Origin of the sequence: Leptospira mtsangambouensis (assembly GCF_004770475.1) — a bacterium.
GTDB lineage: Bacteria > Spirochaetota > Leptospiria > Leptospirales > Leptospiraceae > Leptospira_A > Leptospira_A mtsangambouensis.
Genome location: NZ_RQHK01000015.1, coordinates 217,289 through 237,050 on the forward strand (window position 1 = coordinate 217,289; position 19,762 = coordinate 237,050).

The 19,762-nt window shown below is 38.7% G+C and carries 17 protein-coding genes; 10 read left to right on the top strand and 7 right to left on the bottom strand.

From position 1 onward, the window contains the following. Positions 1 to 35 precede the first annotated feature (35 nt). Together EHR01_RS11630 and EHR01_RS11635 are read left to right on the top strand one after the other, a co-directional pair. The gene (locus EHR01_RS11630; RefSeq protein WP_135694945.1) at positions 36 to 1,721 is read left to right on the top strand and encodes a tetratricopeptide repeat protein; all 1,686 of its coding nucleotides are present in this window, start codon (positions 36 to 38) and stop codon (positions 1,719 to 1,721) included. After that, complete coding sequence (locus EHR01_RS11635; RefSeq protein WP_135694946.1) at positions 1,718 to 2,887, top strand: tetratricopeptide repeat protein; 1,170 nt, start codon at positions 1,718 to 1,720, stop codon at positions 2,885 to 2,887. Before EHR01_RS11630 ends, EHR01_RS11635 begins: the two co-directional genes overlap by 4 nt. Here the strand turns inward: EHR01_RS11635 and EHR01_RS11640 are convergent. Next, a complete protein-coding gene (locus EHR01_RS11640; protein WP_135694947.1) occupies positions 2,884 to 3,858 on the bottom strand; it encodes an alkaline phosphatase family protein in 975 nt (324 codons plus the stop codon). The two genes, EHR01_RS11635 and EHR01_RS11640, sit on opposite strands and share 4 nt — an antisense overlap. A 50-nt stretch (positions 3,859 to 3,908) precedes the next feature. Here EHR01_RS11640 and EHR01_RS11645 point away from each other — a divergent pair, with 50 nt between their 5' ends. Genes EHR01_RS11645 through EHR01_RS11660 form a run of 4 tightly spaced genes read left to right on the top strand, consistent with a single transcriptional unit; the run spans position 3,909 to position 7,837 of the window. Continuing rightward, complete coding sequence (locus EHR01_RS11645; RefSeq protein ID WP_135694948.1) at positions 3,909 to 6,680, top strand: hypothetical protein; 2,772 nt, start codon at positions 3,909 to 3,911, stop codon at positions 6,678 to 6,680. Next, on the top strand, positions 6,652 to 7,260 hold the full coding sequence (locus tag EHR01_RS11650; RefSeq protein WP_135695082.1) for a tetratricopeptide repeat protein: 609 nt from the start codon (positions 6,652 to 6,654) through the stop codon (positions 7,258 to 7,260). The genes EHR01_RS11645 and EHR01_RS11650 overlap by 29 nt, the downstream gene beginning before the upstream one ends. Then, the gene (locus tag EHR01_RS11655) at positions 7,260 to 7,451 is read left to right on the top strand and encodes a CopG family transcriptional regulator (RefSeq protein WP_135694949.1); all 192 of its coding nucleotides are present in this window, start codon (positions 7,260 to 7,262) and stop codon (positions 7,449 to 7,451) included. The genes EHR01_RS11650 and EHR01_RS11655 overlap by 1 nt, the downstream gene beginning before the upstream one ends. After that, a complete protein-coding gene (locus EHR01_RS11660; protein ID WP_135694950.1) occupies positions 7,448 to 7,837 on the top strand; it encodes a hypothetical protein in 390 nt (129 codons plus the stop codon). The genes EHR01_RS11655 and EHR01_RS11660 overlap by 4 nt, the downstream gene beginning before the upstream one ends. Here the strand turns inward: EHR01_RS11660 and EHR01_RS11665 are convergent. From EHR01_RS11665 to serC, 4 genes are all read right to left on the bottom strand, one after another. Next, positions 7,799 to 9,370, bottom strand: coding sequence for a concanavalin A-like lectin/glucanase (locus EHR01_RS11665; protein ID WP_135694951.1), 1,572 nt, complete (start codon positions 9,368 to 9,370; stop codon positions 7,799 to 7,801). The two genes, EHR01_RS11660 and EHR01_RS11665, sit on opposite strands and share 39 nt — an antisense overlap. Before the next feature lie 89 nt (positions 9,371 to 9,459). Further along, positions 9,460 to 9,897: a ribose 5-phosphate isomerase B gene (rpiB, locus tag EHR01_RS11670; RefSeq protein ID WP_002975248.1), complete on the bottom strand. Its 438-nt coding sequence runs from the start codon at positions 9,895 to 9,897 to the stop codon at positions 9,460 to 9,462. Further along, complete coding sequence (locus EHR01_RS11675; protein WP_135694952.1) at positions 9,894 to 10,553, bottom strand: hypothetical protein; 660 nt, start codon at positions 10,551 to 10,553, stop codon at positions 9,894 to 9,896. The genes rpiB and EHR01_RS11675 overlap by 4 nt, the downstream gene beginning before the upstream one ends. After that, complete coding sequence (serC, locus tag EHR01_RS11680; protein ID WP_135694953.1) at positions 10,546 to 11,643, bottom strand: 3-phosphoserine/phosphohydroxythreonine transaminase; 1,098 nt, start codon at positions 11,641 to 11,643, stop codon at positions 10,546 to 10,548. The genes EHR01_RS11675 and serC overlap by 8 nt, the downstream gene beginning before the upstream one ends. 124 nt (positions 11,644 to 11,767) lie before the next feature. On the opposite strand from serC, the gene EHR01_RS11685 reads away from it, so the two are divergent. After that, on the top strand, positions 11,768 to 13,444 hold the full coding sequence (locus EHR01_RS11685; protein WP_135694954.1) for a P83/100 family protein: 1,677 nt from the start codon (positions 11,768 to 11,770) through the stop codon (positions 13,442 to 13,444). A gap of 114 nt (positions 13,445 to 13,558) precedes the next feature. Here the strand turns inward: EHR01_RS11685 and EHR01_RS11690 are convergent, their stop codons facing one another. After that, on the bottom strand, positions 13,559 to 14,665 hold the full coding sequence (locus tag EHR01_RS11690) for a tetratricopeptide repeat protein (protein WP_135694955.1): 1,107 nt from the start codon (positions 14,663 to 14,665) through the stop codon (positions 13,559 to 13,561). A gap of 112 nt (positions 14,666 to 14,777) precedes the next feature. On the opposite strand from EHR01_RS11690, the gene ilvB reads away from it, so the two are divergent. The 3 genes from ilvB to EHR01_RS11705 all read left to right on the top strand — a co-directional run bounded on the left by ilvB (position 14,778) and on the right by EHR01_RS11705 (position 18,786). After that, positions 14,778 to 16,484: a biosynthetic-type acetolactate synthase large subunit gene (gene ilvB / locus EHR01_RS11695; protein WP_135694956.1), complete on the top strand. Its 1,707-nt coding sequence runs from the start codon at positions 14,778 to 14,780 to the stop codon at positions 16,482 to 16,484. Next, the gene (gene ilvN, locus EHR01_RS11700) at positions 16,481 to 16,969 is read left to right on the top strand and encodes an acetolactate synthase small subunit (RefSeq protein ID WP_135694957.1); all 489 of its coding nucleotides are present in this window, start codon (positions 16,481 to 16,483) and stop codon (positions 16,967 to 16,969) included. Before ilvB ends, ilvN begins: the two co-directional genes overlap by 4 nt. 65 nt (positions 16,970 to 17,034) lie before the next feature. Then, entirely contained in the window at positions 17,035 to 18,786 is a 1,752-nt protein-coding gene (locus EHR01_RS11705) for a peptidase MA family protein (RefSeq protein ID WP_135694958.1), read from the top strand. Here EHR01_RS11705 and trxB read toward each other — a convergent pair. Next, entirely contained in the window at positions 18,783 to 19,724 is a 942-nt protein-coding gene (gene trxB / locus EHR01_RS11710) for a thioredoxin-disulfide reductase (protein WP_135694959.1), read from the bottom strand. The two genes, EHR01_RS11705 and trxB, sit on opposite strands and share 4 nt — an antisense overlap. Positions 19,725 to 19,762: the final 38 nt, after the last annotated feature.

Consider the following 19,762-nt stretch of genomic DNA (forward strand, 5'->3'; position numbering starts at 1 on the left):
TCAATTCGCAGGTCTCGACCACCGAAAATCTAAGTATGAAGTTCTCGATTCAATTCTGGGTGGCTCTACTGCTGTTCTCTCAATTCCCTGTTTGGGCAGATTCTGGATTTGAGGAGAGCCGTTATCCGACGATTGCCAAAGCAATCCATGCAAGCATCCTTCCCGATAAAAAATCGATTCGTTTGGATTGGGACCCACCCAAACAGGAAGGGGAAATCATCGTGGCTCGTTCCACTGTGATGATCGATAGCCCTGAAAAACTTTATATTGCCGATTCTTTAGGCCGGTACAAAGCATCTGGAGCAAACGCAACTCGTGTTTATTTTGATTATAATTTAAAACCAGGCACTTATTATTATGCGATTGTAATGGTAACAGATGTTCGCCGAAGAGAAGTAAAACTTTTTTCAAACCAAAACTATACAGTTGTCCCTGTCCATATTGAAGAAGAGAATGGAACACCGGTTGTTGGACAAAATCCCGATTTTCCAGCATTTCCTGCGGACGCCGGAATCCAATCAATGGTGGGTGGGGTGTCGGGAATTACTGCGAATATTGAAAGAAAATTTGTTCGTTTGAATTGGACACCACCAAACGGTGCAACTGCGGGGAGAACGATGTACACAGTATATCGATCCAATTCACCTTTGACTAGTTTACCTCTGATGCAAAAAGCAGAAAAACTGGCAGAACTCACTCATCCTGTGAATTCATTTTTAGACCAAGATTTGGATAAATCACAAACTCTTTATTACGGAGTTTCTGTCAAACAAGTTGGTGGCGAAGAAACCCTTCCTCTGGAAGATAAAAAATCCACCTTACGTGTGTTTTATATCAAACAGACCGAAAAAAATAATGCAGAGGTCATTGTAGAAGAATCCCCTAAAAAACCAAAACAAGAAGTGGCATCCAATGAAACCAGAGCCGATCTTGGTGGTGCCATGCATGTTAGAGGTCTTGGATACGAACGTGTAGGTAAAGGTGCCGTGATCAGTTGGCTTAGTCCAGAGGCAGCTGATGAAACAACTGTTTATAGTTTATATGCATCGGTGAAACCTTTGAATCAGGGAACTTCTTCTTTCGGCCAAGGTTCAGTGGTAAAAGTCGCAACTGTTCTACACCCCAAAACTAATTTTTTTATCAAAGAGCTAAAAGAAATTGATGAATTGTATTTTGGTGTGACGGCAAAATCAAATGGAATTCCAGAAGATTATAATCTAAAAGAAAACGTATCCTATTTTAAATATAATTTTTCGAAAGACATTCTGCCGCAAGAAGAACCAAATGCTGTGGCTGAGTCTCATCCGAAAAAAGAACCAGAAAAATCAGAAAATTATAAAAATGAACATTCGGTAACTCCAACGGATACATTACCGCCGAGAGAAACTACAGAATCAGTCAATGATTTGCAGGAAGAACCTTCGGCAACGGTGAATTATGATTTAGGCCAAACTGATTTAAATCGAATCATCAAAGAAACAGTCATTAGAAAAAAATATGAAACAGCTGTATATCGGTTGGAAGAGTATTTAAAATATGAAACCAATGCTTACTTACGAGGAAAGGCTATGTTTTTTCTTGGAGTGAGTGCATTAAAAACAGGTGATACTAAAAAAGCATTAAAATGTTTTTTGAAAAGGGAAACTAAATCCTATTCACCAACTCGAGTGGAATTTTGGACGAATCAAACCCTAAGTCAAGCGGGTAGAGGAAATTTATGAATCGAATCATAGTAACTTTAGCAGGTTTTTTATTCATTGTTGCAGGCCTTTCTACTGCATACTACCAAACAAATATTTCAGCTAAAGAAGACCAATCACAAGTCATTCTGGAAAAAATTGCGGAAGGAGAGGAATATTTAAAACAATCCAATCCACAGAGTAAAGAACGGGCAATCGCCATTTTTTCCGAGTTAGCTGGAAAAAGAGGATTGGAAAAGTTTGAATTCCAAATTAAATACAACCAAGCAAGAGCCTTAGAAAAAAACTCTGATTTTTATCCTGCCCTTGATATTTACAAAGATCTAAAAAAGAATTCTAATCTGAAAGCTGATGAAAAAGAACGTTTGAGTTACTCACTTGGAAACCTACTTTTGAAAATTGGAAATGAATCAGAAGGAAAAGCTCACTTAGAATCAGTATTACAATCAAGTTCAGATAACAAACTAAGATCTAAATCATTTTATTCCCTTGGTGATTTTTATTATCGAACAGGGCATTTTGAAACAGCTCGCAAAAACTATACATTAGCTCTTCAAGAAGATCCTAATAATACAGAGTCAAGAATTGGATGGGGAAGAGCCCTTCGCAAACTTGGAAAAGACTGGGCTTCCTTTGACGTCTTTGATGAATACATTGAAACTGCTGACCAGTTGGCTGGTGCTGATGAAAAAGTAGTCGGGGAATACAAGGACTCAGTATTAAAAGATGCTAAGGATAATTATACAAAAAAACAATACGGAAAGGCAATCGAACTTTTCCAAAAAGTAATCACAGTGAATCCAACTCCTAAAAAAGAAGAGGAAGCATTGTACTATATCGCTTTATCCTATGATGCAATGGGAAAACAAATAGAATCTCTGACTTATATCAATAAGGTTCTCAATAACAGCGATTATTCGCTCGACCAAGCTGCATTATATAAAAAAGGAACTATCTATTTCAGACAACGGAAGTTCGAAAAAGCGGCAGGAATCTTTCAAACGATTGTAGATAAATACCCTAAAAACCAGATTACCGACAAGGCGATTGCATGGAAAAAAGAATCACTCGATCAGTTCACCGACCACAATGATCTTGATGATTCAGATGTATCGTCTGATTCCAATTCATCTAAACCAAGTTCGGTGTCAAATCGACCTGAACCAGGAAATGATTTAGAGTTTTAGTCGGATTCAATTAGAAATTCATTCGTTTTGGTATTGTAAATGGCTTCTTCCATTCCGAAAGTTTTGTAAATTTCCGGAACAATATCAGCAAGCGAATGTATATTTTCTGCGAAGCGGTCAGCATCCTTTCCATATAGGATGGTGGCCGCCGGGTTTTCCGTATGGTTTTTTTGGCTTAAGTCTTCCATATTTCCATGATCACTTGAAACTATAAGTAAATCCTTTGATGGATCTAAACTTTCCAAAATTCCACGAAAAAAATCTTCCAAGTTTTTGATTACATGTTCCGCCTTTTCCCAATCCATAGCATGACCAACTTTATCTGTCAGAAAGTATTCATACAAAGCCAATTGGTAGTGGGCAAATCGAGATAAAGATTTTTTCCCGAGTTCGTATGGATCTCTTCTGTTTAGAAGTGGATCACCTGGTTTTAACATATCGATGCCTAGAGTCCCCATAATCTCATGGGTTAGATCCATGTACAAACCTCTTTCATTGGAAAGGTCATCAAAGTTTTTCAAAGGCCGACCACTTGCCAACTGGACCAAGGTTGAAGCAGAAACTAGTTTGGGTTTTTCCTCTACGTGTTTGAGGTAGGGTGGGGAAAAACAATTTAGAAAATCGCTTAAATGACCATTTTCATTTAATACTTTGATGAGTGAATATTTAGATATGATTTTGCGAAGTGTGATGGTTGGAAACCCACTCACATGTCGGCCAAGGACTTTGGGCCCGGGAATCCCCGTCCAAAGAGCGGTCTGGCCTGTGGCAGATTGAGGGAGGCCAGAAACTCCCATATGCGCATCGGTTTTGATATAATGGATTTGGGAAGGTGAAACAGATAAATCGGCATCTGACTTGGGAATTCCTCCAACAGGTGCTAAAAATCCTTTGGCGTAACGGCTGAAGGGGTTGGATTTGGGGTCGTAGTCGGCAATGCCCACTCCGTCCAAAAATACATAAAAAATCATTCCTTTCCTTGGACTGATTGGTTTTTGCCAATGACAACCCGATAATTAGAATGATGAAACGGAATTTCGGAAACCTGTCTATTCTTTTTGGATACTTTGTGGTTTCTCTCCTCGTGACCTCCGTTTTGTTCGGATATTTTGAATGGATTCGTCCCCTTCGGATGAAATCAAATTTGATTTCCGCTTTGGAACGTTTTGATGAGGATCGAACAAAAGAGTATTTGAATACACTCGAGTTCTTTTTTCGCGAATCAACTCTTCCTTACCGAGCCTCCCAAGTCACTTCCCGAATCAAAGACACCCTTGGTTTAAAATACGTTCGGTTGTATGATGATTCCCTTCGCCTCATCCATAGTACAAACGAAACAAGTGAAATTTTCCAAGATGAATTGAGACAGGATCCTTCTGGGTTGTCAGAGGGAAAATTGAAAAACCTTTCTAACGGTGATTATGTGTATCGTGATTTGTCCGGGAAATTTTTTGTTGTATTTCCCCAAGGTCCACCACTACCAAAACAAATTCAAAATGCTAATTTAGAATATGGATATCTATATTGGGCCTTCGATCCCAAATCTCAAAAAGTTTTATATACAAATGATGAATCCATTTTAACGGGTGATAGAGAAAGTAATCAATTACTTGGATTGTTTTATGGAAAAGAAGGGCAAACCATCACTTGGCAGTTAGATGGTGAAAATTCTAAACTCATTTTAGAATCCAGAGAAAAGTTTTCTATTTATTTGCTTCGTCAATCAGATTCAGAAGCTGATGAAATACGGTTCGGTTGTTTTATCCTTTTTCTTGTTACCTTTACCGGATTGTTTTACATTCGGTTTATTTGGACTGTCACTCACTCTCGCAGTTTTCAGTTCAAACGTAGAATTCTTTTACCAGTCATTGCTTATCTAATTTTACTTTTGTTTTATCAAAAGAGTTATGAACTTTTTCCTGATTATCGTTATTACAAACCCTGGACCAAACATAGATTGGCTCAATTTGAAGAGACTTTATCTGTCCTTGAAAAAAATCTTCTTCGTGAAGGGCTTGGAGAAGGTGGGGGACTTGGAGAAACGGAAAGAATCGTTTCTGAACTGTACCTTTGGAAAAAAGATTCAAATGAAAATAAAACAATTCAAAATCGTTTTGGAACTGAGATTTTTAGTTTATTCGAACGCATCCAAAATCATCCTATTACAATTTTATTCGAATCTGATTTTGACTTAGTATATTTAATTCCCAAACGAAATTATGAAACGGGTTCCATCTCCATTCTTGTGGCGGTATTAGATTCTAATCTTTTACAGGCGAAAAAAGAAAAAGACAGGGATGAGTTTTATTTTCCATTAGTTTCTGCTAAATTATCGGATAACAAAAGTAAGGAACAAGTTCTCTTTAATCCTCGTATCTGGAAAGGAGAGGATACTTCCAAATTTGTTCATTTGGATTCGAAAAAACAATCAGTTGGTTTTTTACATCATAAGTTTCATTCTTATTATACTTCTAAAGAACATGGGAAACCTGGATTTTTATCTGGCTTGTCTGTTTATCGTTATTCTTCCTTCCCACCTTATTTGTTAAGTTTTGGATATTTATTCATTGGACCTTGGATTTTCTTTGTGTTGTGGGCTTCCATAAAACGTAAATGGGAACATCGTAATATGTTAGGGGAATCCCTTTTGGTGAGTGATGAATCACCAAATCTAGAAATAGAGATAAAAAAATCTGTCTCTCCTAAAGAAGGAATTGAAACTAAAATGGAACCCGTTATAAACAATCCTAGTCCTGTGAAAAAAACGAGTTTTAAAATTTTACCCCCGGCCACTTGGAGAAGAGTCGCCATTCTCGATGCAGTACAAAAAAAACGAGAAACTATTTTTAATCCTGAATTAGAAAAACTAGTTCAATCCGTTACCAAAAAAGAAGAACCAAAAGAAACTAAGGCCAGTTCGCCGGAAAATTTCTTCACAATGATCCCGGAAGAAAAACGTGTAGAATATGGTTTGCTTGATAAGATATACAGAGAAAACGAAATTTCTTATGACGGAATTATTGGTTACACTAAAAACTTTATTTCAAGGCTTGGTTCACCTCGATTTTCTTATCTGTTTTTAAATGATTCTTTAGGTTCCTTTCACAATCAAATTTCATCCGGACTTGACTATAACACTCGCTCTAACTTAATTTTTTTACACCATGATCCTTATTTGCTTTTTGATGAATCTGGATTTGCTATGTTGGATGTTGATGATTCAGTAAGGCTTGATCGATTTATTGCAAAAAAGTTTTCTTGGGAAATTCTTTTGCAAACGGAAGCCATCATTGCATTTCATATGGAATCATTAGGTTTCCCCGGTATTTTTTTGGTTCTGTTAAACAAGGAAGAAAGGGCAAAATTTTTAGAATCTCATAAACGTATGATTCAAGAAAAACTTCGCCAAGTGATCCCAGCTCTACATGTCCTTGTGGAAAAAGAGGAACGAAAACCTGAGTTTTTAAAAGATAGTTTGTCTTGGATGATTCGATCTTTTATGCAAGCAACCTTCGGCGGAAAAAGATCCACATCTGTACTCAGAATCCAATGGCCAGAATACCATCCATCTCCAGAATGGGAACGTTCAAAACGTCATTTTGTGGACTCGATCCAAGGGTATTTGGAAAGTAAAGATCGATTGATTGAAACATCACCCAATTCTATGTTGATTGTAACGGCAAAAGATTTGTATCTTTCTGTGATTCAAAAATTACAGGAACTTCCATTTCGCCATGAAATCAAATCGATGAAATTTCCTGATGATGGACAAAACTTCTACTTATACTTTTAAATTTGTTTGTATCTTATTTTTATCCACCCAAATGGTTTTGGCTGGCGGAAGCAAAAAAAAAGAAGAAACAACTGCTCTAAGAAAACAAATTTACAACTTACACAAAGTAGATGATGAAACAACCTCCATTCCTTATTTAGAAAGGTATTTGGATTTAAGCCAAAACGAGCTGTATTTTAAATTACTTTATGCAAAAGCACTTTTGTATAGAAACGATTTATCTGTTCCAAGGCCGGATGAACCGGCAGAAGATCGAATCAATAAGGCAAAACTCATTCAAAAAAACTATAACCTTTCCTCTAAACTTTTCCAAGAGAATGTATTACATCTGGAAAAAGTGAGGCCAAGGGATCCAAACCTTGGTCGGTGGTACTATCTTTGGGCTTTTAGTGAATGGTTTTCAGATAACAAAGAAAAGTCGATTAAACTATTTCAAAAGGCAGTGAAGTTGGACTACCGTTTGACCGAATCATATTATAATATTGCATCTCTGTACGAATCTCTTGGTCAGTGGCAGGATGCCAGTTTGTATTGGCGTAAGTTTGAGAAGGCCGAAAAAGAATTGGAAGAAGAAGATTAATGGCAAAAATTGATAAACGATTTCAGATCCTACTTTCCGAAGACGAACAAATTTTATTAAAAAATGAAGCTTCCAGAAGAGGAATTTCCCAGGGCGAACTCATTCGGATGGCTTTAAAAAATGAAATCATTCAAAAATCGGAACTTGTGAGAAGAAAGGCACTTGTCGCCTTAACGGAGTTACTGGATTGAAGGTTTATCTTACTTCTTCTTTGTTGTTAACACTGTTACGTTCTTCTCGTAAACTAAAGATTCAAAAACTTTTGTTAGAAGCACTTGATTCTCACCAAAGATTCTTTACATCTTCATTTTCGATCCACTTATTGTTTCAAGGATTAGAGGATATTGATGTTACAAAGAAAAAACAGATCCTTGGTTTTTTGGAAGATCTAACGGATACTATTTTCGAATTAGATACAGAAAGTCTGAGAACTCAAATTTTAATGTCCGAAACCTGTGATCTTGAGACGGCAATTGCTTTGAAAGAGGGGATGGAAGAAGTATTTGTTGATTTAGAAAGGGAGGTAACCTCCCTGCCTTTACTTGTTGTTCGAAACTTCTTTGGGGAAACTAAATGAAACCGGAGGAGAAAGTGGACTTTTTTGGTCTTTCGAATCCCATTCATTCAGATAACGATTGTAAGCTGATATTCTGAAATAATAGGTAAGTCCTGGTTGGAAAAGAAGTCCTCGTTTTTCCCTTCTTGAATGATCCACTTGGTCGGCTAAAGGCCTAAATTCATCGGCTCCCAATTCACCTTCAGGAACATATATATTGTTTACGAGGGTTTCTTCATTGATACAGAAACGTTTGTTTCTAAAACTACTTTCATCTTCGTTCCCATCAATTTTATTTAAGTTTCCAACTTTGTCTTTTTTGACAAAAACTGAACCGAGCATTCGTGTGGGTGTAAGTCCGTAATGGATGATATAACCTCCACCACTTTGGACTTCTTTTTCATGATTGGAATTCCATAAAAAACAAATTGGATCCCCTGTGTTTGGATTTGATTCCAATCGAAATCTAGTGGGAACATCAGGAGGAGTTTGTTCTGTATATTCAAAGGAAAGGGATTGGACATTCGGAACGGATTTTCCCATCGGGTCTGGCCTAAACCATAACTTCCATTGGTAATATTTGAATTTGATTTTTGGGAGTCCTTTGTCCAGAGATCCAATCCTTGTCCAAGAAGGATCCATTTTAGAATCCAAAAACTTTTGGTTCGAACCGCGGAAGTAAAGTTCTAACATTGTGTCTTTGGGTTGTTCGATATTCCAATGAACACGAGTTAAACTAGAATTGCTATATTTTGTTTCTAAAACAGGAGAGATAGCAGTGTTACCTTCCATAAAACCAATTTTGGTTTCATCATCATAACGAACGGATTCAAACTTAGTGTATTCTACTTCCGGTTCTCCTTTGTGGATATGAAATCCATCCAAATTTCCATAAAATGATTTTCCAAGGACTAGAGGAGTGGAATCGTTTTCAGGAAAACCGAAACCCAATGTATCTGCTTGGTTGTTTTCATATTCCGCAGTTTCAATTCCATTTTGGTACATGATGTATTTGTGATTCAATGTATCAAAATATAAAGAGATCACTTCCCAAGTTTTTCGTTTGAGTTTCACTGGTGACTCCAAAACAAAACTTGCGGTTCGGCCATCAGATTTTTGGAGTAGGTTGTTGACTTGTAATATTGGTTTACTTTCGTTTAACTCGAGTGAGATGCCGTATTTTTTTCCTTTTACATAAACAGTTCGATCCAAAATGACAGAACCCGCACCTTGTTCTCCCAACCGAACGGGAATGGAAATGGTAAAAGGATCGGGATGAGTTCCAAAAAGAGAATTTCCGGAAACGGAAAGATGGATTTGGTTTCTGCGACCAGAAAAGTATGCGGACCTTTTCCCAAAAAAATAATTTTGGTCATCGGTTAAATAGGAAGAGGAAACAACTGAGATGGATTTGGATTTAAAAGGATTCCCGGCTTCCGTGATCTGTGGTTCTCTCACATCACCTTCAAAGTCGAAGAAAAGTTCTCCGTGTTTTGGGGTATTTTCTTTGGGTTTGAGAAAGTTCTTTTTGCCTGGTTCCGAATTCTGAACCACACCGTTTTTTTTCCAAAGGCTTAGGTTCAGGATTTCTTGTTTTGGGACTTCCCATCCAAATAAGGGTAGGCCCCAAACAAGGAATAAGATTACGACTGTTCTTCGATCAGTCCCAATCGTTTTTGGTGCCGTCCACCTTCGAATTCTGTTTCTATCCATTTTTTTACGATTCTCTGCGCTAAATCTGTTCCGAGAACCCTTCCCCCTAAAACGAGTACATTCGCGTTGTTATGGCGTTTGGACATCTCCGCCGTAAACTCATCATGGCAAAGGGCCGCTCGAATGCCTTTGAAACGGTTGGCGGCAATGGACGCTCCAATGCCTGTTCCGCAAAGGGCGATGAGTCTAGGAACTTCACCGGAAAGAACCTTTCGGCAGGCATCTCCGATGATGGTGGGGTAGTCGACGGACTCTTCGCTCTTAGTACCGTAATCGACAATTTCGTAAGTTTCCTCGAGACTTTTCCTAAGGAATTCTTTGAGGGCAAATCCTCCATGATCAGATGCAATTCCAATTTTTTCTTTCATTCTGCTTTCTCCTTTCTATGTTTTAGGGCATCGGTGTATGATTTTAATGATTCCAAAGAAAGAGAGAGTAAAAACTTATCTCGTTCTCTGAGTAAACTTCCATAGTATCCTGTGAATAAATCTAAATAACGTTCGTACTTATCTTTAGGATTTTTTTCTGATAAATATTCTATGGAAAGATTTGTGATTTCTTTTTTGATTTCCAAATGTGACTCAAACCATTGTTTGGCGAGTGTTACTTCTCCAGGAGTGAGTGGGTACGGACGACTATCGGAGAGAAGGATTCTCCACTCATAGGAAAAAAAACTCTCTTCCTTTTCGTTACCAGCGAGTAGTGAGGATTGAAAATACTCACCTAAATCTTTTGTCTGTGGGTCATCTTCGGGGAGAGTTTTGGATACCTGGTCTCGAAAACATTCTAAAGAGGCCATACGGAGCTCGGCCGATTCTTTTGCATATTCTCCCATTCTCGTCCGGTCCAAATTGATGACATTTGGACTAATCGCACCAAGTGGGATTTCTTTTTTTAAAGGTAAATAACAATCTTTCGCAACTTCCCAACCCAAGTTCCCTTCGGGAATCCAAAGAGAATGGGCAGATAAAGATCCAGCGAAAATGAAAAAAAGAATTGGGAAAGGTTTTGCAAAATTACCCATGGGTTCTTTCAAATTCTTTGATCAAAGAAATGAGTGAATCCACACCTTCCTCAGGCATTGCATTATAGATACTCGCCCGGAATCCACCAACATCGCGGTATCCTTTGAGTCCAGCAAACCCTTGTTCTTCGGCAAGGGTTAAAAATTTGGAATCTAAAGCATCGTTATAACCACGAAACACAACATTCATAGCGGAACGAAACTCATCTGGAACTGGTGCATAAAAAAGGTTGGATGCATCAATGGCATCATACAATTTTTTTGCTTTCCGTTCGTTTGTGACTTCCATTTCCGCAAGGCCACCATTCCGTTTTAAATATTTAAAAACAAGCCCTGCAATGTAGATGGAATAAGTAGGAGGTGTATTGTACAAAGATCCATTTTTTTCCATGAGTGCAAAGTTCATTAGGTTGGGAATCGGGTGATCAAATGTTGGTAATTTTTCTTTGTCGTAAATGACAAGTGTGAGTCCAGAAGGCCCGATGTTTTTTTGTGCTCCCGCAAAGATGACAGAAAAATCTTCTATAGGAAGTTTTCGACTAAGAAGTTCACTTGTCATGTCAGCAAAAAGAGGAGCTTTTTTTAATTTAGGAAAAGTTTTATAACGAGTTCCATAAATGGTATTGTTGGAAGTGATATAAACATATTTGGCTCCATCATTCACGATCTCGTCAGTGATGGTGGGAAGTTCCATATATTTGGAATCGGCCCCATTAAAAATAGATTTTACATTCGGGTAAAATTTCTTTGCTTCTTCAAAGGCTTTTTTGGCCCAAACCCCTGTGAGCGCAAAATCAGCAGAGTCTCCTGCTTTTAGATAATTAAAAGGAATGGCGGAAAATTGTAAAGTGGCACCGCCGGGGAAATAGACCACCGCATAACGGGAAGGTAGGTCTAGTAATTCCCTGAGATCACTGAGAGATTCGTCCAAAATATTTTGGAAAACATTTCCCCTGTGGCTCATTTCCATTACAGACATTCCAGTTCCTTTGTAATTTAGGAACTCACTTTGCGCTTCCTCCATGACTTCTGTGGGCAACATGGCAGGGCCGGCATTAAAATTGAAGACTCTGTGCGTAAATGTAGGCATTCTCCCACAGAATTTTGAATATCCACCCCCCGGTAAATAGATTTTTATTCTAAAACTTGCTTTGCAGAATCACAAAGGTTGTTAATCTTGTGGGCATCTTTACCCCAAATTTCGTGAGGAAACAATGAGAATTTCTCGTTCCATCATCATCTGTCTAACTTTCGTCAGTCTTTCTCTGACAGCCCAATCCAAAGCCCCCCTCGGCGAGTCCGAAATTAAGGGTTCCAAAAAAATCGAATTCATCAACCGTTCCTTACGTAAGGCCTCGGATGAGATCATCCAAGAAAATACTGAAATTGGTCGTAAACTGGCAGAAACCTTGGCCAAAGAAAATACGGCAACTGTGGATGGAGTGAAAATCCAAAGAATACTACCTGGTGCTGATGGAAAATTAGGAGCCGATATCCTCACTCTTTCCGAATCACAAAGTTTTGACCATGTGAATTCCATTGTTCGGATCATTGCCTCCTATGTGGAAAAATCTTTCCAATACAAAGTGGGGAATGCGGAGACTTTGGCTCAGTACATTCTTTATTACAATGCAACCCATAGAAAAGACTCCAAGTTTTTTACAAAAAAATATACCGAAGGGGTGATCGCTGCCACTTCTCCAGACAAACTAGGGATTGATACGGTTTATAAAAATTGGCCAGGAAAAACACAAATCATCATTCCGATTGAAGGAAATATCCTAAAAGATAGTGGAAAAGATTTAACCACAGATGAGTTAGAAAAAGACGTCAACAAAACGGTGAAGGACAAAGAAAAAGATCCTGCCACCAAACAGAAGATGGAAGACGAAGCCAAAAAAATGGATAAGTTGCAAACCGATAAAATCAAAGAAGAAAAAAAGGTTTTGCAAGATAAAAAACAAGAAGTAGCAAACGAACAAAAAGACCTCCAAGACAAAAAAGATGCATTGAAGAAAAAGGAACAAGAAACGGTTGCTAGTCTCAATGAGTTAAAAAAAGACCCGGTCAAAAACAAAGCAGAGATTGAAAAGAAAACCGAAGAAGTCAAACAAATCGAACAAGAAAAAAAAGACACTGAGAAAAAGTCAGAAGCGGTAGAAGCCAAAAAAGAGGAACTCAGTAAAAAAGAAGAACAAATCGCTAAAAAAGAAGAAGCAAGAACTGGAACCACATCAGGTGACACAGCTAAAAAAGAGGATACTGTTCAAAAAGCAGAAGCAAAAGTGGAAGAGTTAAAATCGGAACTAACGCAAGCTAAAGAAGAACTGAAGAAAAAAGAAGAACAAAGCGACAACGTTGTGAACAACAAAATTCTTTTTATGAAGTTTATCAAATATGATACGGATGGTCATTATTCAAATGAACTTTGGGCCATTGATCCTGCAAAAGACGATGCTCTTTATAAAAGTTCCTATAACAATATTTGTTCCAAGGAATTTAAAGAAATCGCCAACCAAGGTGTTCTTGTTCTGGGTTATGACGGAGAAAAAGTCGAAAACAGAAAACACAAACTAGTGTTACTTGATCCAGATAAACTCGGTGTGAAAAAAACAAGTGAGTCTGCAGATATTTTCTGGAGAACTCCGATGATCAATCGCGAAGATAAAATCTATGTGATTGAAAAAGTAAAAGACAAATACCATGTTTCTCGTTTTAAATCTGACCTAACGTTTGAAAAAAGAACAGAAGAAGCAGTAGAAGAAAACTCAGAACTAACGTTTTTCGGGGACAAAATTTATGTGACCGGCAAACCAAAAGAAGGTGATAAAACCACCATTAAGGTATTTAAAAAAGAAGATTTAAGCCTACTCAAAACCATCGCTCCGTAAGGGGGCGTGGTTCCCTTCGTTTTTGAAATTCATATCAAAAACGGTTTGGGGGTTGTTTTCTCTTTTTGTTTTTTTATACTTTTTGACGACAAAGATTTCGGAAAATTCAGAAGTTTAATCTTTTAAGTATTCGATCCTTTCTCGGATGGCTTCGTTGGATGGATTTTTCTTTGCTAAATCTTCCAGGAGTTTGATGGCCTGTGTTTTTTTACCCATAATGTCCCAAAGATCTGATAACTCCAATGCAGGTCTTGGATCGCTTGGAGATTTGGTGAGAAGTCCTAAATAAATTTCTTCTGCTTTCTCAAGGTCACCTATCAAGCGTAAAGCTGCAGCTTTTCCTAAAAGGGCAAAGTAGTCATCCCCGCTGGCAAGAATTTTGTTAAAACATTCCAAAGCTTTGTCGTAATTTCCAAGACCTCGAAGGGAATCCGCATACCTGTTGATGATGAGTTTGTTTTCAGGGTCGGACTCAAGAATTTTTTCCCAATACGTGATGGCCGTTTTAAAATCCTTTTTACCGCGATAAGATTCGGCAAGGCCATAGAGGGCAAAAAAGTTTTTGGGATCAAGTTCTTTGGCACGATCGTAATAGAGAATGGCTTTATCGAAGTCTTTAATTTTGCGGTAACTGTTTCCAATCTCTGTTAGGATTTTGATATTGTTTGGTTGGCTTGAAAGTAATTTTTCCCACCACTGAATGGCATCTACATATCTTTGGCATGCAAAGTATAAATGTCCAAGTCCCACAATCACATACTGGTCATTTGGATTGATTTGAAGTGCTTCCATATAATAAACTTCGGATTCTTTGAAGTTTTTTAATTTTCTATGTGCATCGGCCACTCGGGAAAGTATACTAGCATCTGTGATTGTTATGTGGTGAAATTCTTCCGCTACTTCAATGATTCGTTTGAGGCTATTTAAATCTCTGTAGGCATTCATAAGTCCCATAAGTGAGAACTTATTGGTTGTATCTCCTGCCAAACATTTGCGGTAGTATTGGATTGCCTGTTCTGGTTGTTTGGTTTTTGCGTAATAATCACCAAGGCCAACGAGGCCGTATGTATTGGATGGGTCTTCATCAAGTAATATGTCTAATCGTTCTTTCGCTTCTTTGAAACGTCCCTGATCAAGAAAACGATAGGCCTCTTTTGCAAGGGCTTTTATTTTTGTGAACTTTTCATCTTCTTGTGGCTTTTCAATATCTGTATTTTCCATATCCCCGGTCCAATTTTCAGCATTCTTTTTTAGACAGTAAAAATCGACTCAAAAACGTGAGAACATTGACAACAGGCTCTTTTTTGCAGAAATGACAAAGAGGGGGAAACGTATGTCATCTACAACCGAAGCAATTACTGGCGGCCGACTGATGGTCGAATTATTGGAAGAAGCGGGTGTGGAAATCGTCTTCGGATACCCTGGTGGAGCCATCCTCCCTTTTTACGACGAACTCTATCATAGTAAAAAAATTAAACATATCCTGGTTCGACACGAACAGGGTGCCATCCATATGGCAGAAGGGTATGCTCGGTCTACAGGTAAGTTAGGTGTTTGTATTGCCACTTCCGGTCCCGGTGCTACCAATTTGATCACAGGCCTTACCGATGCCAAATTAGATTCCATTCCCATCCTTGCCATCACAGGCCAAGTGGCAACAGATGCCATTGGAACCGATGCTTTTCAAGAAGCTGATATTTTTGGAATCACAATCCCCATTACCAAATACAATGCACTCATCAAAAAAGCTGACGATCTTTCTCGTCATTTTGAAGAAGCCATCAAAATTGCAATGGGAGGAAGACCAGGTCCTGTGCTTTTGGATTTTCCGAAAGATGTGCAATTAGAAAAAACAACTGTCAGAAAAGCAACTTCGCTCAAAATTGCTCCCCATCATTATGAAAGACCAAAAGTCAAAGGCGATCCACAAGAATTTGCGGAAGCTTTAAATGGGGCCAAACGCCCGTTACTCTATGTTGGTGGTGGTGCCATCAATTCCTTTGCGTCAGCAGAAATCAAAGCACTAGCAGAAAAAGCAAATGCCCCAGTCACTACCACTCTTATGGGACTTGGTGCTTTTCCTGGAACCCATCCACTATCTGTAGGAATGCTCGGAATGCATGGAACTGCTTATGCCAACAAAGCAGTGTTAGAATGTGATTATATTTTAAATTTAGGTGCCAGGTTTGATGATCGTGTTGCCAAATACCAAGACTTTGCACCGAATGCAGTTCGTGCACACGTAGACATTGATGCTGCTGAGTTCAACAAACGAATCAATGTGGATTATATCCTTCATGGAGATTTAAAAGATGCCATCAGGGAAATCCTTCCATTTGTGAAAGGGGGGGACCGAACTTCTTGGATTGAAAACATCCAAAGTTTAAAGAAAAACCATCCTCTTGATTTTGATAACAGTGGAGATAGTATCAAACCACAAGATTTTTTACAAAGAGTGTATGCCAAAACCAAAGGAGAAGCCATTGTTTCTACCGATGTGGGCCAACACCAAATGTGGGCAGCGCAGTATTATTTATTTGATAAACCAAATACTTGGTTAACCTCAGGGGGACTCGGTACTATGGGGTATGGACTTCCTGCTGCCATTGGTGCTAAATTTGGAAACCCAGATAAAATGGTCATCTGTGTAACGGGAGACGGGTCCTTTCAAATGTGTATCCAAGAGTTGGCCACTATCGCACAATCTCAGTTAGGCGTTAAGATTTTGCTTTTTAATAATAACTTTCTTGGAATGGTTCGTCAATGGCAGGAACTATTTTATGAAGAGAGATTCAGCGAGTCACAATGGACCTACAATCCTAACTTTGTCAAATTAGCGGATGCTTATGGGATTCCGGCCATGCGAATCGAACATAAATCAGAAATTGATAAGGGTGTTGAATTTTTCTTAAAAGATAATGGATCGGCTCTCATTGAAGTAATGATCCCTGCAGAAGAAAAAGTTTTTCCAATGATCCCTGCCGGAAAATCACAACAAGATCTAATCGAATTCAAAGACTTGGGGAAAATGAAAAAATGAAACACACTCTAAGTATTTTAGTAAATAACCATCCGGGCGTTATGAGCCATGTTTCTGGACTTTTTACTCGTCGCGGTTACAATATTGATTCCATTGCTGTTGGTGTGACTGACAACCCTGATGTTTCGTCTATGACCATTGTTTTGAATGGGGATGATTTTATTGTGGGTCAGGTAAAAAACCAACTCCTTAAACTTCCAGACGTTCTAAAAGTTCAAGATATGGCTTATGCTAGTTCCGTACAAAGAGAACTGGTGCTCATTTCCTTTTCGATTACCGAAGGCAATCGAAGTGAAGCTCTTACGATTTGTAATGGATTTGATGTCAAAATTTTAGAAATGACAGAAGACTCCCTTCTCATTGAATTTTCTGGAAATTCAAGACAAGTAAGTAATATCATCTCAGTTCTCAAACCTTTTGGAATTCGGGAGATTTCTCGTACTGGCCAAATTGCCATTGCTTATCGAAACCAAAACTCCGTTTAGAATCCACTTGACAGTGGCCAATTTTGGGGAGAGCATTGGGTCGTTAAGTGGGTCAATGTTTCTCCATGGTTCGCAAATCAATTGTATTTTGTCTTCTTTTCCTAACTATCGTTATCTACGCTGAATCTGAGCGTTTGACCATTCCTCTCAAACGAGGGCAGGGTTCCGATGTTTTGTATTTTGACTTCGGAGAAACAGCACCTACCTCGTTTCTGGCAGTGGAAAGACTCCAAGAACCAAAACTAGAAGATTTAAAACTAGGTTTTTTAGATCCAACACCTGGATACTTCAACGGACCAGATGGTGGGGAGGTATACCAATGGTCCAAAAACCATTACCAATGGAAACGTGCGGATGGGAGTATATACACCGAATGGGCCAACGGGACATTTAAGTTGGATTTTCCGTCAGGGGTCGGTTTTATATCTGCTCCCTTGCCTTGTAACGGTTGTTCGTCGACACTCGTGTGGAATTATCCAGATTTAACCAAAATCACAAAGTATTGGATTTCACATCGAAAGGAATATGATTATATTTACCAAAAACCACATAACTTTGAAAATTACCTACTTGTTGATGAAAAAAAATACGGGAAACCCAAATTAGAATTCGGAAATTATGTGTTTTATGGATCAGACAAATGGAAGGAATACTTGCGTGTGTTTGGTGATATTTTTAAAATGAAATCCTTTTTACAATATGTAAAATCAGAATTTCAATTGGAAAACCGAGGAAAAATTCCCGTTTTACTTTTCGATCAATATGAGGATTTCAAGGAATATGTTGGTGTTGAAATCCCTGGAGGAATTGAAGAAGGAGGGTTTGGGGGAAGGGATTCTGTGACTCTTTGCTGCGGAGAAAAAATGCCGCAAACCACAGGGGAAATAGAGTTTGATTCAGATGCACTCCGTCGTATACATTTCGGAACTTTTTACCATATCGCTCTTCATAATTTAGAACAAGTAAGTTGTTTTAAAATTCAGTCAGAAACAGGAAAGATTCCTCCAGCAGAAATTTCCGATCCATGGTTCGAAGCGGGACTTGCAAGTTATATTGAAGCAAAATTTTTTGAACGAAAACAATTCTATATTTATAATGATGCTGAAAAGTTAATTCGAGAAAATAAAGTTCCAAAAACATTCAAATCATTGTTAGATGCAAAATATAAAGATTTAATTCCTTATTCCATTGGACCAGTTCTTATCAAACACATCCATGAAACCTACGGAAAAGAAGCCATCATTTCCTATCAAAAAGAAACATGTTTGGGAACCTCTCCAGCGCTTGCTTTACAAAATGCAACAGGAGTTTCACCTGACCAAATTTTAAAAGATAGTTTGTTGCGTTTTGAAAAAGACAAAGACCCTATTTTAAAAATGGGAAAAAAATTGCAACTTTCTGGTTATTCCACCATGAATGCAAAGTTTCCCGCCGAGTTTAAAAATTTTTTAGAAAAAGGTTTTGAGCTCCCTGAATCCGCATTGGATATCAAAACTTATACTGAACTTCCCGACTTACAAAAAATCTTTCCTGCACATGTAGAATCTTTTTCTGGAAAATTGGAAGGTGATTTTTTAGGACCTAATTCCAGTTATTTTTATCTTTGGAAAAAAGGAAACTATCGTTGGTATGGAGATTCTTGGGAGGCAAATGTGTTTCCCGGAAACCAAATCCTCTATAGAGGTTCTAACTTTACTTTGATTGAATGGGAAGGTGGAAAAAAACAATATATATCACCGAAAGGAGATTCGGTGATATTTTTTAATTTGGAATCCAAATCATATTTGGATGCAAGCGGAAATCAGATCACTCCTTAGTGACCTTCTAACCAACGTTCGGCTTCGAGTGCCGCCATACAACCGCTACCTGCTGCGGTAATGGCTTGGCGGTACACTTTGTCCTGAACATCCCCTGCAGCAAATACACCGGCAATGTTGGTTTGTGTGGTTCCTGGTTTTGTAACGATATAACCTGTTTCGTCCAAATCCAATTGTCCTTGGAACACTTGTGTGTTGGGCACATGGCCAATCGCATAAAATAGTCCACCGACCTCTAAATCTTTTTTGGATTTGTCTTTTGTGCTTTCGAGAACGATAGAAGTAAGGCCACCCGTACCACCTTTGGCTTCTACTACCGTTTGGTTCCAAAGAATTTCAATTTTTGGATGTTCCATTGCCCGTTTTTGCATGATTTGGGAAGCACGGAGTTGGTCACGTCTCACCACTAAGTACACTTTGGACGCAAACTTCGTGAGGTGGTTTGCTTCTTCCACAGCGGAGTCACCTCCACCCACAACGGCAAGTGCTTTGTTTCGGTAAATGGGAAGTGCTCCATCACAAACGGCACATGCAGAGATCCCGCGTTGCCAGTATGTTTCTTCCCCTGGGACATGCATACGTTTGGCAGTGGCACCAGTGGCGATGATCACCGATTCTGCTTTGATTTCTTCGTCATCTGACCAGATGGTAAAAGGGCGTTTGGAAAAATCCACTTTGGTGATGGTTTGGGTGTGGATGGTGGTTCCGTACTTAGAGGATTGTTCCCGGAACAGTTGGGTGAGTTTGGTCCCGTCGATTCCTTCAGGGAAACCAGGAAAGTTTTCGACTTCTGTCGTGGTGGTGAGCTGTCCACCGGCAGCCACTCCTCCTGCCATAAATCCTTCATACATCACCGGGTTTAAATTGGCTCTAGCGGCGTAAATGGCTGCGGTATGTCCTGCGGGACCGGATCCGATGATGACAACTTTATGGTTCATAATTTCTCCTATTCTGTATCTTGTTCTTTATTGTTTAG